This is a genomic window from Arcobacter peruensis (assembly GCF_003711085.1).
Lineage (GTDB): Bacteria > Campylobacterota > Campylobacteria > Campylobacterales > Arcobacteraceae > Poseidonibacter > Poseidonibacter parvus.
Window position 1 is genome coordinate 1,003,734 of the sequence record NZ_CP032363.1, and the last position, 14,123, is coordinate 1,017,856.

The window sequence follows — 14,123 nt, forward strand, 5'->3', positions numbered from 1 at the left end:
CTTATTTATCAAAAAAAGATATAATTTCTTAAAATTATAAAAAAAGAGACAATACAATGAAACAAATACTAATGACTATCCTACTTTTATCAACATCACTTTTTGCAAACTATGCTTATACAGGTGAGAACTCAGGGAAAATTGATATGCATGGAGGAAAAGGCGATAATCTATTAACAAATAAGAACAAGTTTTCAAATATAAGGATTAATCCTTTAAGTAATATTGGTATAAAAAAGCCTACAGCACCTAATAAACCAGTAGAACTTATAGAAAAGAAAAAGAAAATCACTGAAGATAAAACTGATTTAAAACCTACAAAATAAATATTTAAATAAACTAAATAAAATAAGAATCAAAAAAGACCTTGACAAAAGTTTTGATTCTTGTTATTATTCCAACAGACCAACTGGTTGGTTTTAAAAATATGTACAAAAATTAAAGGAAATAAAATGTCAAGATTAATAGAAGAAATTAAAAATTATCAAGAAGCTTTCAAGAAAAAAGCTCCACTAGAAATACAAGAAATCATGTTAAAAGCTACAAAAAAACTAGAAGAACAGTCAATTAGTAAAAATGCTTTAAAAGTTGGAGACAAAGCTCCTGATATGAAATTACCAAATGCTGTAGGGAAAGAAGTTTCTTTATATGAAACTTTAGAAGAAAATGACTTTGCAGTTGTAAGTTTTTATAGAGGTGTTTGGTGTTCGTATTGTAATTTAGAATTAAAAGCATTACAAGAAAAAAATGAGGAACTAATTAGTTTAGGTGCAAAACTATTAGCAGTATCTCCACAATCTCCAGATGCAAGTCTAAGCACAAAAGAAAAAAATGAATTAGCTTTTGAAGTATTAAGTGATAATGAAAACGTAATTGCAAAAGAGTATGGTTTAGTATTTTCTTTAGCAGAAGAATTAAGACCTATTTACTTAAGTTTTAATATTGACATTCCAGCAAATAATGATGAAGATTCATACGAATTACCAATGCCTGCAACTTATGTAATCAACAAAAATAAAGAGATTATTTTCTCATTTGTTAATGAAGATTATACAAAAAGATGTGAACCACAAGATGTTGTTGATGCAATAAAAGCAGCAAAATAGTAAAAAATAATTAATAAATATAGGAGTTTACAATGAATACTACTTTAGCTTTTGATGTATATGGAACACTAATAAATACAAATGGCGTGCAAGTTTTACTTGAAAAGTTCATTCCAAATAAAGCAAATATTTTTTCTCAAACTTGGAGAGATAAACAACTTGAATACTCTTTTAGAAGAGGTCATATGCAAAATTATGTAGGGTTTGAAGTATGTACAGCTCAGGCTTTAGAGTATTCTTGTAAATTCCACGATGTAGAATTATCTTCAAAACAAAAAGAAGAACTAATGGCAATTTATGCAATTTTACCAAGTTTTGATGATGTAAAACCTGCACTTGAAAGACTAAAGCAAAAAGGCTTTAGACTTTTTGCTTTTTCAAATGGCAAAAAAGCAGCTGTTGAAAAACTACTAATAAATGCAGGAATAAGTGAATTATTCCTAGACGTTGTTAGTGTAGATGATATAAAAACTTTTAAACCTTCACCTGCTGTTTATGGACATTTTCTAAGAAGTGCAAATGTAAAAAGCAATGAAGCATGGCTAATTTCTTCAAATCCTTTTGATGTAACAGGAGCAATATCTGCAGGAATGAAAGCAGCTTGGATACAACGTTCTAGCAAAGCTATTTTTGATCCATGGGAAATACAGCCTACTATTACAGTTGATTCTTTAACACAATTAGCAAAACAATTAAATCATTAAATTAATATAAGATATAATACAAAAAAATTTAAAAGAGTTCTATGAGTACAGTAAGAGAAAAACTAATTGACGCAACCTTTCATGAAGTATTTAGTACAGGATATTCTGCTGCATCTTTAGCAAATATTTTAAAACGAGCTGAAGTCAAAAAAGGGGCAATGTATCATTATTTCCCCTCAAAAAAAGATATGGTGCTTGCTATGATTGATGAAAAACTAGAACAAAGAACAAAAAATAAATGGGAAACAATTTTAAATGAAGATGGAAATCTTATTGATATTTTAATCTCAATATTACAAGATACAAAAAGTTTTAATCTAATAGAAGGTTGTCCTCTTGGCAACCTTTTACAAGAGCATTTAAATCAAGATGAAGATTTTACAAATATTTTAAATTCAATTCTAAATAAATGGAAAGAGATTTTTATTTCTATTTTAAATAAAGCAAAACAAAAAAATCAAATCAATCAAAATACAAACACTCAACAATGTGCTACATTTTTAATTGCTTCAATAGAAGGAGCAATTTTACTTTCAAAAAAATCTCAAGACAATCAAGATTTTGAAGACTGTATGATTCAACTTATTAACTATATAAATACTCTTAGATAAGTAAATAACACTGTTTTAGTTCTTTTTTTAAAAAATAAGGCATAATTAAAAGAATACATATTTTTTATATTTATATTCTATAGAAGGGCTTATAATGTTAAATGAACGAAATATAAAAAACTTTATTGTTTTAACTCCTCTACTTGGTGTTATATTAACATCATTCATTCTTACAAAGCTTTTTATATCTGAAGTAAAATCTCAATATAAAACAGAAGTTCAACAATTATTAACTGACGAAGAAATAAAAGTAAAAAAAATAGTTAAAAATAGAATAGATAATATTATAAGTCTTTTAGAAAAAGATTACAATCAACAAATAGAAGCAGAAAAAGAAGATGTTAAAAATATTGTGGATATTGCTTATAATATAATCAAAAATACCTATAATAAAAATAAAGATAAAAGCAAAGACCTTATTCTTTCAGAAATCAATAATCAATTAAGAGATCTTAGATTTTATGAAAATTTATCTGGTTATTATTTTATTTTCTCAGATGAAGGCACTACCGTTTTACATCCACCCTTACCTCACTTAGAAGGTATAAACTATAGAGATTATAAAGATAATAAAGCAAAAAATACAATAAATAAGTTTATAAATTTTTTAGATAAAAATGATTATGGTTATATAACTTGGGAATAGTATAAACCACAAGAAACAACTATAAAACAAAAGATTGGATATTTGAAAAAATTTAAACCTTTAAATATTTTTGTAGGTAGTGCAAAATACAATGAAGATGTAGAAGAACATGTAAAAAACAAATTACAAGAATTATTAAATACTATTACTTATGACAAAAATAATTATATTTTTGCTTATGATAAATTAGGAAACACTATTTCTCATATTAAAAAAGAGTTAATTGGTAAAAATAGATTTAATTTATCTGTTGAAGGTAGGTTATTAATACAAGAAATTATTAATACTGCATTTAATACAAAAGGTTCATATATCAGTTATTTAGCTACGATTAATCCTCTAACAAAACAACCTTCTGAAAAAATTTCTTATATTAAATTGTTTAAAAAAACTAACTGGGCTATTGGTACTGGTATGTACAATAGTATTATGCTTAATAATATAAAAAAGAAACAATTATTAATGAAGGAAAACTTAGATTACACTATTTCAAAAGTTATTGAATATTCATTTTTAATTACAATTTTTAGTATGATCATAATGACTCTAATTTCAAGAAAAGTCGGAAATATAATTAATATCTATAAAAATGACTTAAAAGAAATAAATAATACATTGGAAATAAAAGTAAAGAATAGAACAAAAGAACTTGAAAATTCAAAAAATAAATTAAAAGAAATGGCATTAAGAGATCCTCTGACAAATCTTTATAATAGACGTTATTTTGAACATACTATAGAAAAATTAATATCCTTAGCAATTAGGAGAAAAGAAAAACTTTGTCTTCTTATGTTAGATATAGATAAGTTTAAAAATATTAATGATACTTATGGTCATGATATTGGAGATGAAGTATTAAAAAAACTTGCAGACAACTTATTAGAGTTATTAAGAAACAGTGATGTTATTACAAGAATGGGAGGAGAAGAATTTGCTATTGTTTTTCCTAATACACCAATTGAAGCAGGATATCAAACTGCTGATAAAATAAGAAAAGTAATTGAGAATCTTAAAATTGAAGTAAAAAAAGATATTTTAATTAGTTTTACTGTAAGTATTGGAATTACACTTTTTGATGAAAATAAAGATAAAGATGTACATAGTTTATTAAAAAGAGCTGACATTGCATTATATGAGGCAAAAGATAGTGGTCGAAATAAAGTAGTTATTTTTAATGAAAAGAAATAGCAAAAAACTTTAATATAAAAACATCTTAGATATAATACAAAAAATTCAAAATACTGAATTTAAATACTATAAGGTTTAAGATGAAAACATACAAATTTATATCATGGAATGTAAACGGAATTAGAGCAGTTGATAAAAAAGAAGCATTAAAATGGATTGATGAAGCAAATGTTGATTTACTTGGAGTTCAAGAAACAAAATCTCAAGTTGATCAAATTCCTTCAACAATTTTTGAAAAAGAGTATAAAACTCTTTTTGGTTCACAATCAGCAATAAAAGGTCGAAGTGGAACAGCACTTTTTACTGATATTGAAACAACTTTTACTTGTACTTGTCCAAGTGTTGATGTATTAGATGAAGGAAGAATAAATGAAGTTCATTTTACATTAGGAGATAAAGATATTGCATTTTTTAATGTATATTTTCCAAATGGACAAAGCAAAGAAGAAAGACTTGTCTATAAAATGGAATTCTACGATAGGTTTTTAAACCATTGCGAGGAATTAAAAAAACAAGGAAAATCAATCATTGTTTGTGGAGATGTAAATACAGCGCATACGGCAATTGATTTAGCACGACCAAAAGCAAATGAAAAGACATCAGGTTTCTTACCAATGGAGAGAGAATGGATGGATAAACTATTAGCCGCAGGTTATATTGATACATTAAGACATGTAATTGGTGATGAACCTGAACATTATTCGTGGTGGTCTTATAGAGCAAATGCACGAGCTAATAATGTTGGCTGGAGAATTGATTACTTTTATGTAAGTGATGATTTAAAAGACAATATTAAAGATGCATATATTCTAAATGAAGTTATGGGAAGTGACCACTGCCCTATTGCTTTAGAAATAGAGTTATAAGGGATTTTCTCTTATAACTTATTATCAAATTTATTATAAATTTCTACTAAAACAATACTCTCTATCAAGATCAATTATTATAACTAAAACTTATATTATAATTATTGCTTTAACTTATATATTTTATTTTACTTTAAGAATTTAAGTCATATAATTACCTTATACAAAAAATAAGGAAACATTATGAAAATAATTAAAACTCTCTCAATTTGTGCACTTAGTGCTAGTGTTATGTTTGCAAGTAGTTCTTTACTTACAAAAGCAAAAGAAAGTGGCTTTAAAGCAATTCCAACAAACAATGCTGAACTTTTAAAGTTAATTGATGATAAAGAAAATCCATTAACTGCAGAAAAAATTGAACTAGGTAAAAAACTTTATTTTGATCCTCGTGTATCAAAAAGTGGAATTATTTCATGTAATACATGTCATAACCTAGGACTTGGTGGTGCCGATGGTGTTCCAGCTGCTGTGGGACATAAGTGGACTGCAAATCCTCATCACTTAAACTCTCCAACAGTTTATAATTCAGTATTCTTTAAATCACAGTTTTGGGATGGAAGAAGTCCTCACTTAGCTGACCAAGCAAAAGGACCAATTGAAGCAGGACCTGAAATGGCTGCACCTGCATCATTAGTTGAAAAAAGAATTACGTCAATTCCAGAGTATGTAAAAGAATTCAATGTTGCTTATGGTAAAGATGCAAAAATTGATTTTGATTTAATTTCATCAACAATCTCTTTATTTGAAAAAACACTTGTTACTCCTGCACCTTTTGATGATTATTTACATGGTAATGAAAATGCTTTAAATGATGCACAGAAAAAAGGTTTAAATACATTTATTGATAAAGGTTGTGCTTCATGTCACAATGGTATTGCAATTGGTGGAACTATGCAACCTTTTGAATTAGCAGCAAAATACAAATTTGCTTCAGTAGGTGATTTTGCAGGAAATGAGCAAGGGATGGTAAAAACACCAACTTTAAGAAATATTACAGAAACAGCACCATATTACCATAATGGACAAATCTGGTCGTTAAATGAAGCTATTAAAGAAATGGGTTCAGTTCAATTAGGAATAACTATTACAGATCAAGAAGCATATGAAATTAAAGATTTCTTAGCTTCATTAAAAGGTAAAAAACCTGTAATTACTTATCCACAATTACCAGAATCAACTTTAGATACACCAAAACCTGACTTTAATTAAGTCTTTTTTATCAATGCACTAGTATTTATTTACTAGAGCATTGATTCTTTTATTTGCAACTTCAATTCTTTTTATTGATATTTGTTTATTTTGTACTTGTAAATAAATAGTATTTATTATCTCTTCTAAACTTAATGGTTTTGCTAATTGATTAGCAAATAAAAGCATATCAACACCTGAATTTATAGCTAAAGTTACAGTTTGTTTTAAGCTATAATGCTTTGAAATTGCTCTCATTTGTAAATCATCAGTAACTAATACACCTTTAAATTTAAGCTTATTTCTTAATAGTTTAGTATTAATACTTTTGGATAATGTTGCTGGATATTTTGGGTCTAGAAATTTATTAAAAACATGAGCTGTCATAATCATATCAGCTTGATTATTTTTAATAAAATATTCATATGGTTCTAATTCTTTTGCATCCCAAGTATTTGAAATATCTACAAAGCCTTTGTGCGAATCACCTAATGATGAACCATGCCCTGGAAAGTGTTTTAAAACAGAAACTACATTTTGCTTTTTTAATTCATCAATAAAAACAGAAGAATACTCAATAACTTTTCTAGGATCTTTTCCAAAAGAACGCCCTAGTTTTACAATAACAGTATTATTTGGATTAATATTCAAATCAACAACAGGTGCAAAATTTACATTTACACCATTAGTATTTAACATTTTTCCTAAATCTTTATATATATCTTTGGCGAATGAAAGACCTTTTGTAGAAACATCTTTTGCTTTTGGGATTGACATAAAACCATTTTTACTATTTAATCTTTGAACAATTCCACCTTCTTGGTCAATTGCTATAAAAAGTTTAGTTTTATTTATACTTTGTAGTTGTTTTGTCAAATTTTGCAATTGTTTAGGATTTTTTACATTTTTGATTTTTTTCTTATTATTAGGATCTTTATCAAAAAGAATAACTCCACCTAAATCATATTTTTTAATATCTTGATATATTTTAGATTTTTTATCAATACTTTCACCTTTAAAACCTAAAACAACCATTTTAGCAATCATCTTTTCTAATTGCTCTTTACTATAATCATTCTGTGCAGAAAAAACATATGTAGTTAATAGTGCTAATAATGTGATTTTTTTTATCATTTTTACTTCTTTAAATTAAAATTTAATGGAGTATATCAAAATATAACTAATGATAAGAGTAATCTTTTAAAGCAATAAATCTATAATTTAAAGAATAACTCTATATTTTATTGACTTTATTAATAAAAAATGATATTATTCTCAAAATTAAAATAAGGAAAGACAAATGTCAAAAGAAGAAAAAGAATTAAAAACAAAAAAAGCTAAGAAAAAAGTTGAAAAAAAGAAAGCTACTAAAAAAGAAGATAAAAAGAAAAAAGAGAAGAAAGCTAAAAAAATAAAAAAAGAAAAGAAAGCTAGTTCTAAAAAGACTAAAACAAAAAAAGAAGCTAAAAAAACTAACAAAAAAAAGTTAGCTAAAAAAGAAGCTAAAAAGCAAAATAAGAAAAAGAAAGCTTTAAAAAAGAAAAAAACAGCTAAAAAAAATAAATAATTTAAAGGCATGAATTCTTTCATGCCTAGTAAATATCACTCACCTAAACTACTACAAATTCATGTTTTATTAAAAATATTACAAAAAAGAGATATAATCACATTATTATTATAAGAGGAGACATAATGTCACACGAAGATGAACTACAGTTAGATGAGATTCAAGAAGAATCTACTGAAATAATTCAATCTGAAGAAGTTACGAAAAAAAGCTATGAAGTTGTAAAAAAACAAAGAAAGCCAAAAATCACTAAACTTAACAAGAAAAGAAAAGCAAAAAAAGAAGATAAAAAAGCTTTTGAAAAAAGAAAAGAAGCTAAAAAGAAAAAAGCTAAGAAAAAAGCTAAATTAAAAAAGAATCATAACAAATAAAACGATGAAAAAAGTACTACTTGTTGAAGACGACCTAGTTTTACAAAAATTGATAAATGAATATTTGGAAGAATATAATTATTCATGTAGTGCTTTTTCAAATCCCTTAGATGCTATAAAAACCTTCAAAGAAAATTCAAATGATTTTATTATTGCTATTCTTGATTTAGGACTTCCTAATATGGATGGTTTTGATTTATTTAAGAAATTAAAAGAAATAAAAGATATTCCAATTATAATTTCAACTGCTAGAGATGATATAGGAAATAAAATCTATGGTTTTGAGCTTGGAACTGATGATTATCTTTCAAAACCTTATGAACCTAGAGAATTAGTTTTAAGAATAGAAGCTATATTAAAAAAACATAATAAATCAAACTATATTCAAATTCATGAATTAAAAATAGATACAAATAAAGATACAGTTTTCTTAAATAATAAAGAAATAGAATTTACTAAAATTGAAAAAGAAATCTTCTTATTATTTATAGATAATTTAAATAAAACTATATCAAGAGAAGATATAGTAAATCAAAGTTCACTTAAAGATGATACAAAAAATCGAACTGTAGATATGCATGTAAGTAATATCAGATATAAAATTGATGACGATTCAAAGGAACCTAAATATATAAAATCTATTTGGGGTATTGGGTATAAATTTTTTTATGACAATTAGAAAACGTTTACTTCTTACATTTTCATTTATTTTATTAATAGTGGCATTTATTATTGGTGTTTTTTTCTATACAATTTATAATTTAAATAGTAGTAACTACCAACAGAATCATAGGTATGAACAATTAATAAGAGTAGAAAAATTAAAAGAGTTTAATAATTCTTTTTCATGGATTGTTCTTGATATTACTACTGATTACGACAAGATACAAATTGTAAATGAAAGAATAAAAAAAGCAGATAAACTTTTTGAAAATTTAGATATTCAGAAAAATAATGTAATAGATAATTCTGAATCAAGAGAAGAGAAGAAAAATTTAGATTTAATTTTTTCATATTTTAATCTAATGAAAAAACAGATAAAAGAAGATTTATATACTCTAGTTTCAAATAAACATAGTAATTTTAACAATTTTAATAAAGAGTTTGAGCAAGTAAATATTAATACTCAAAAATTACTTGAACTAGAAGAAAGATTCTTACAAGATAAACTTGAACAGACACAAAATAAAAGAGATGATTTTCTAGATATTATAAAACTAGAACTAGTTATATTATTCATTCTTTTATTTTTGCTTAGTTTTATATTTTCTTCAAAAATCATTAATAGAATAAAAGATAAACTTGAAAAACTTAATCAAAGTGTTTTGCAATTATTTAAAAATGGTGATAAAACAATAAATGTTGATATTGGAGAAAATAATGAGCTTAGTGAAATAACAAAAAATTTAAATACTTATTTAAAAAAACAATCTGATAATATATCTTCAAGAGAAGAATTATTAAGAAATATAAGTCATGAACTAAAAACTCCTATAGCAAAAGGTAAGTTCATGCTTCAAAAAATTGAAAGTACTAATAACAATGAAGTTATTAAAGATATAAGCACAATTTTTTATGATATTGAAAAACTTACAAGTAAATTATTAGAAAGAGAAAAGTTAAATTTTGCAGTCTTAAAAATGAAGAAATTTAAAGTAAGTAGCTTAATATTAGAATCTTTATCTAAACTAGCTATTGAAGATGAATCTCAAGTAACAGTAATAATTAATAATGATTTTTTTATTGAGGGAGATTTTTATTATCTAACTATTGTACTTAAAAATTTAATTGATAATGCAATAAAATATGCAGATGAATTTCCAATTATTATACAAACAAAAAATAATCAAATTTATATAAAAAATATTGCAAGTGAGCTTTCAAATGATTTAATATATTATATTCAACCATTTACAAGAGAGCCTAACCAACAGCAAGGACATGGGTTAGGCTTAAATATTGTATATAAAATACTTGAACTTCATAATTTTACCTTAAATTATAAATATAAAGACTCATATAATATATTTGCTATAACTTTCTAACCTGCAAAAGTTGAAGAGATTACTCCAATAGTTAAGAATGATAATATTACAAATATAGCTACTTTTTTTACTTCTTCCATGATTTTTCCTTTTATTTCTTTTATATAAATAATTATAAAACTTTTTTGTAAAGAAAAAAAGGCAATAGTTCTTGACAATTTCTTAACAATTTAATATATGTTTATCAAAGACTTTTTAAAATAAAACTGAGTTCTTCTATTAATCTTGTTTTATCTTTTGGTATTGTTCCTGCAAGGGCTAAAGAATTTGAAACATGGTTTGATCTAAAAATCACTTTATTAGAAGGATTTAACTGCTCTAAAAAGCTTTTTTGTTCTTCTAGCATTTCTTTTTCATTTAACATTTTAAAACCTCCATCAAAATTTTTTATAAACTTTTGATATCTGCCCTCTTCTAACATTAATTGTAAAGTAGAAAGATATGTAACTTTAACCTGGTTTATAATATTTGCAGTTTCTTTAATATGCTCAAAGGAGTATTTTTTACCTGCTAATCCTAATATTACAGTAACAGAGGTTTTTAATCCTGCTTGATAGGCTTTATTTAAACTATCAATCATTTTTATTTGTGAAATTGGTTTTTGTATTTTTTTTAATACTTCATAAGATCCACTTTCAATTCCATAATAAATTAAATTTAAACCCTTTTGCTTTAATAGTTTTAACTCTTCAAGTGATTTATCATTTAAATTAAAAGCCGAAGCATAAACAGAAACTCGTCTTAATTTAGGAAATTTTAAATATGCGTAATCTAGTATTTTTATTAAATGATTTGTTTCCATATTAAGAGCATCACCATCAGCTAAAAACATTTTTACACTATCTTGATAAAATGAAGCCATGGTATCAATATCTTTAAAAACATCTTCTAGTTTTCTTACTTTGTAATCTTTAGATTCATACATAGTACAAAAGGTGCATTTATTAAAACTGCATCCTAATGTAACTTGTATGATAACTGAATTAGCTTCTGCAGGAGGTCTATAAAGAGGTTGGTTATACTCTATCATTTACTAGAGTGTTCAACTTCTTCTATATTTGTTTCTACTTCTTTTTTTCCAAATAAATATCTTTGTGAAGTTTTAACAGATAAAAATCTAACTACCAATAAAAATATAATTACACCAGATAAAACCATTAAGTTTAAATTAACCGAACTTGTAAAAAGTGCTTCAAAAGTGGGTAAATCTTCTTTATTAACTTTCACAACATTTACAATAAACTCTCTTAAAGCTAATATGATAAACGCATCAACTAATAAAGATAAAACTACTCTTTCCTCTCTGACATAATTAACAACTGCTCTTACAATTTCCAAGAAGATTATAAAATATAACATATAGATAATAAAATCCATAAGCATATCCATAGAAAGTGCAATAATAAATAACACACTTGCAATTGATATTTCAATATATAATTTGTCTTTAAAAAAGTTAAGTATTGTACGTTTCATTTTATTCCTATTCTTATTATTAAATTACTACTTTAATTGCTAACCAATTTTGTGGAATTTGTTTGATAGATTTATTAGCCATTAATATAACTGATGCAATCATTCCTCTTGCACTTGAATCTCCACCTGCTTTTGCATTACAAATTAACATATCTTTTAAATTTGAATATTTACACAAGAGGTGAATTATTCCAGAGAAGCCTTCATCAACATCACAAGCTGGACCAAAAGTTCTAATTGTATCAAACGTATCTTCTGCTTTTGAGGCAATACCTCTTGAAATCAATCCTTGAATATGTGAATCACTTTGCTCTTTTAATTCAAGTAAAATTGTTTCTATTTCTTTACCTTCAAGACTTTCTAATAAAACTTTAGCAAAAAACTTTGAAGCATTAATTGACTTTTGTGAATTATGCGTAAGTTTTACAAGTTTTTCTACATTTGAAATAAATTCTTCTTTTGTTTTTGAAACTAAAAGTAAAGGAGTAATTCTTCCAACTATAGATAAATCAGTTGATGATGAACCACTTGGAACTACATCATTTTTAATATTTTCTAATGTTTCTCTACTTGAACCATCAATATAACCATTATAAGAAGCAATTTTGCTTTCCCAATATTTTAAATATTCATTTTCATCAAATGTATCTTTATCTTTTAAAAATTCATATAACCAATACGTTTGGTCTCCATAATGAGTAAACTCTCCTGCCTTTTTATCTTTATGCCATACAGATAAGGGATTGTTTAATTCTTCCCAGTTTAGATTGTTTTCTTTTAATTGCTTTTCATCATATACCCAATGTGCACCTAATGAATAAGCATCTGCAACTAAAGATGTTAAAATTAATTCTTCTATTTTTTTTCTATCAAACATATTAAATTTTCCTTTTATTTTTTATAAGGTTTTTCTACAATATATCCAAAATCAATTGTTTTTTCTTCACTTGGTTTTAAAGTTATATCATAGCTTATTTTACCATTATCTTCTTTTTTTGTGTAGTTAGTGTTAGAAATTAAAGAAACTTTTATATCTTCATGTTTACTAACAGGAATTCTTTCAATTAAGGTAATAGTTTTTTCTTCATTTGAATTATTAGTAATTACATATTTCCATGACTTTTCAGTTTTAATTTTTGACTGTGAAAAAAATGGTTTTTCTTTCATATCTTTTATTAAATCTTTTTTCACATCAATAAAACTATTTATTCCTAAATAAAGTGATGTTTCTTTATCTTTCTTTATTTCTCTAATAAAAGATTGACCTATATAAGTACCATCTAAATAAAGTTTTGTATTTTGAGTACTATATAATTTATCACTTTTAAAATCTACTTTATAAAATGCATTTGAACTTGAATATCCATCTATTTCAATTTTATTTTTTATTTTAAATTTATCATTAGAAAAAGTTACTGCATTTTTAATTCCACTTTTTAAATCAATATGAGAAGCTTTGAAAAAAGCTTTAGTTGTAGTTTCATTATATGAAAAACTAGGCATTGCTCTAACACTTTTACTTTTCATCATTGGTGCTGCCATTTCCATCATAGCTACATCAGCTTGTACATTTTTTCTTAAAAGAACTGGTTTTATATCTAAGTAATTTGCTCTGAATATTTGTGGATTAACTGCATTTGAATAATTATATGTATACATATTTATATCAATATTTTCAAAATCAAAACCTGAACTTTGAGTAATAAAAGATTTGTTTTTAATTTCTAAGTTTTTTTCTTTTGAGTTTACATCTATTTCATAAAAACTATTTTTTGATATATTATAACTTGGATATGAAACTAAAATCTTTGAATTACTTGAACAACTTGCATCATAATTTAATTTTGAATAAACACTAGTGTTTTTCTTATTTTTTAATTTTGCTAGTTCTTGATTATATTTTTTTAATTCTAATTGTAGTTTATATATTAAATTATAATTTGCTTCTATTTCATTTTTTGTGTAAGTAGAAACTTCTTTAATATTTTTTAAATTCACTGCATCTTTTTCAAATCTAATTGAATTTAAATGCTCTAAACTATTTTTTACACTTGTTATCTCATTGCTTTTAAAAGCAACTTTCTGTTGATATTCTGCAATTTGTGAAGATAAACTATCACTTGAATAGTTTTCACTTATAACAGATACATTTGATACTTTACAATTTCCATTATTTAAGAATCTTATATCTTCAAATCTAACTTTTCCTATTAAATCAACACTATTTTGTGTTGTGTTTAATTCTTGATTTACAAAAGTTTTGTTTTTATAAATATCTAAACTTTGAATATTTATATTCGCATATGCAACTGTACTTAAAACTATAGACGATACTACTATATTTATTTTTTTCAT

General features: G+C 24.9%; 17 protein-coding genes and 1 pseudogene. 12 read left to right on the forward strand and 6 right to left on the reverse strand.

Annotation, left to right across the window (positions count from 1 at the left end):
- Nucleotides 1-56 precede the first annotated feature (56 nt).
- The 8 genes and pseudogenes from D3Z07_RS05135 (at nt 57) to D3Z07_RS05170 (ending at nt 6,330) form a co-directional block, all read left to right on the forward strand.
- Nucleotides 57-326 (forward strand): hypothetical protein, encoded by a 270-nt coding sequence (locus tag D3Z07_RS05135; RefSeq protein ID WP_076085120.1) that lies wholly within the window; start codon nt 57-59, stop codon nt 324-326.
- Between the two features lie 126 nt (nt 327-452).
- Nucleotides 453-1,106, forward strand: a complete 654-nt coding sequence (locus tag D3Z07_RS05140) for a peroxiredoxin-like family protein (protein WP_076085117.1) — start codon at nt 453-455, stop codon at nt 1,104-1,106.
- Between the two features lie 32 nt (nt 1,107-1,138).
- Nucleotides 1,139-1,810 (forward strand): haloacid dehalogenase type II, encoded by a 672-nt coding sequence (locus D3Z07_RS05145; RefSeq protein ID WP_076085115.1) that lies wholly within the window; start codon nt 1,139-1,141, stop codon nt 1,808-1,810.
- A 41-nt stretch (nt 1,811-1,851) separates the two neighbouring features.
- Entirely contained in the window at nt 1,852-2,421 is a 570-nt protein-coding gene (locus D3Z07_RS05150; RefSeq protein ID WP_076085112.1) for a TetR/AcrR family transcriptional regulator, read from the forward strand.
- A 94-nt stretch (nt 2,422-2,515) separates the two neighbouring features.
- A pseudogene (locus tag D3Z07_RS14215) lies at nt 2,516-3,700 on the forward strand (cache domain-containing protein); the annotation flags it as partial.
- Between the two features lie 45 nt (nt 3,701-3,745).
- Nucleotides 3,746-4,255, forward strand: a complete 510-nt coding sequence (locus D3Z07_RS14220; RefSeq protein ID WP_228200588.1) for a GGDEF domain-containing protein — start codon at nt 3,746-3,748, stop codon at nt 4,253-4,255.
- Between the two features lie 80 nt (nt 4,256-4,335).
- Nucleotides 4,336-5,121: an exodeoxyribonuclease III gene (locus D3Z07_RS05165; RefSeq protein ID WP_122893234.1), complete on the forward strand. Its 786-nt coding sequence runs from the start codon at nt 4,336-4,338 to the stop codon at nt 5,119-5,121.
- Nucleotides 5,122-5,304: 183 nt separating this feature from the next.
- Nucleotides 5,305-6,330, forward strand: coding sequence for a cytochrome-c peroxidase (locus D3Z07_RS05170; protein WP_122893235.1), 1,026 nt, complete (start codon nt 5,305-5,307; stop codon nt 6,328-6,330).
- Between the two features lie 18 nt (nt 6,331-6,348).
- On the opposite strand, the gene D3Z07_RS05175 is transcribed toward D3Z07_RS05170, so the two are convergent.
- Nucleotides 6,349-7,443, reverse strand: a complete 1,095-nt coding sequence (locus tag D3Z07_RS05175; protein WP_122893236.1) for a glycoside hydrolase family 3 protein — start codon at nt 7,441-7,443, stop codon at nt 6,349-6,351.
- 166 nt (nt 7,444-7,609) lie between these two features.
- On the opposite strand from D3Z07_RS05175, the gene D3Z07_RS05180 reads away from it, so the two are divergent.
- The 4 genes from D3Z07_RS05180 to D3Z07_RS05195 all read left to right on the forward strand — a co-directional run bounded on the left by D3Z07_RS05180 (nt 7,610) and on the right by D3Z07_RS05195 (nt 10,292).
- On the forward strand, nt 7,610-7,876 hold the full coding sequence (locus D3Z07_RS05180; RefSeq protein ID WP_122893237.1) for a hypothetical protein: 267 nt from the start codon (nt 7,610-7,612) through the stop codon (nt 7,874-7,876).
- A gap of 125 nt (nt 7,877-8,001) precedes the next feature.
- Nucleotides 8,002-8,247: a hypothetical protein gene (locus tag D3Z07_RS05185; RefSeq protein ID WP_076085098.1), complete on the forward strand. Its 246-nt coding sequence runs from the start codon at nt 8,002-8,004 to the stop codon at nt 8,245-8,247.
- A 4-nt stretch (nt 8,248-8,251) separates the two neighbouring features.
- The gene (locus tag D3Z07_RS05190; RefSeq protein WP_076085095.1) at nt 8,252-8,926 is read left to right on the forward strand and encodes a response regulator transcription factor; all 675 of its coding nucleotides are present in this window, start codon (nt 8,252-8,254) and stop codon (nt 8,924-8,926) included.
- The gene (locus D3Z07_RS05195; RefSeq protein ID WP_164707199.1) at nt 8,916-10,292 is read left to right on the forward strand and encodes an ATP-binding protein; all 1,377 of its coding nucleotides are present in this window, start codon (nt 8,916-8,918) and stop codon (nt 10,290-10,292) included. The genes D3Z07_RS05190 and D3Z07_RS05195 overlap by 11 nt, the downstream gene beginning before the upstream one ends.
- Here the strand turns inward: D3Z07_RS05195 and D3Z07_RS13850 are convergent.
- From D3Z07_RS13850 to D3Z07_RS05215, 5 genes are read right to left on the reverse strand one after another with little or no spacing between them, the layout of a single operon-like run.
- Entirely contained in the window at nt 10,289-10,450 is a 162-nt protein-coding gene (locus D3Z07_RS13850) for a hypothetical protein (protein ID WP_164707200.1), read from the reverse strand. The two genes, D3Z07_RS05195 and D3Z07_RS13850, sit on opposite strands and share 4 nt — an antisense overlap.
- A gap of 26 nt (nt 10,451-10,476) precedes the next feature.
- Nucleotides 10,477-11,322 carry a radical SAM protein gene (locus D3Z07_RS05200; protein WP_122893239.1) on the reverse strand — a complete coding sequence of 282 codons (846 nt, stop codon included), beginning with the start codon at nt 11,320-11,322 and terminating at the stop codon, nt 10,477-10,479.
- The gene (locus D3Z07_RS05205) at nt 11,319-11,768 is read right to left on the reverse strand and encodes a phosphate-starvation-inducible PsiE family protein (RefSeq protein WP_076085086.1); all 450 of its coding nucleotides are present in this window, start codon (nt 11,766-11,768) and stop codon (nt 11,319-11,321) included. Before D3Z07_RS05205 ends, D3Z07_RS05200 begins: the two co-directional genes overlap by 4 nt.
- Nucleotides 11,769-11,787: 19 nt before the next feature.
- Entirely contained in the window at nt 11,788-12,645 is an 858-nt protein-coding gene (locus D3Z07_RS05210; protein WP_122893240.1) for an ADP-ribosylglycohydrolase family protein, read from the reverse strand.
- Nucleotides 12,646-12,659: 14 nt separating this feature from the next.
- The gene (locus D3Z07_RS05215) at nt 12,660-14,123 is read right to left on the reverse strand and encodes a DUF4139 domain-containing protein (RefSeq protein ID WP_164707201.1); all 1,464 of its coding nucleotides are present in this window, start codon (nt 14,121-14,123) and stop codon (nt 12,660-12,662) included.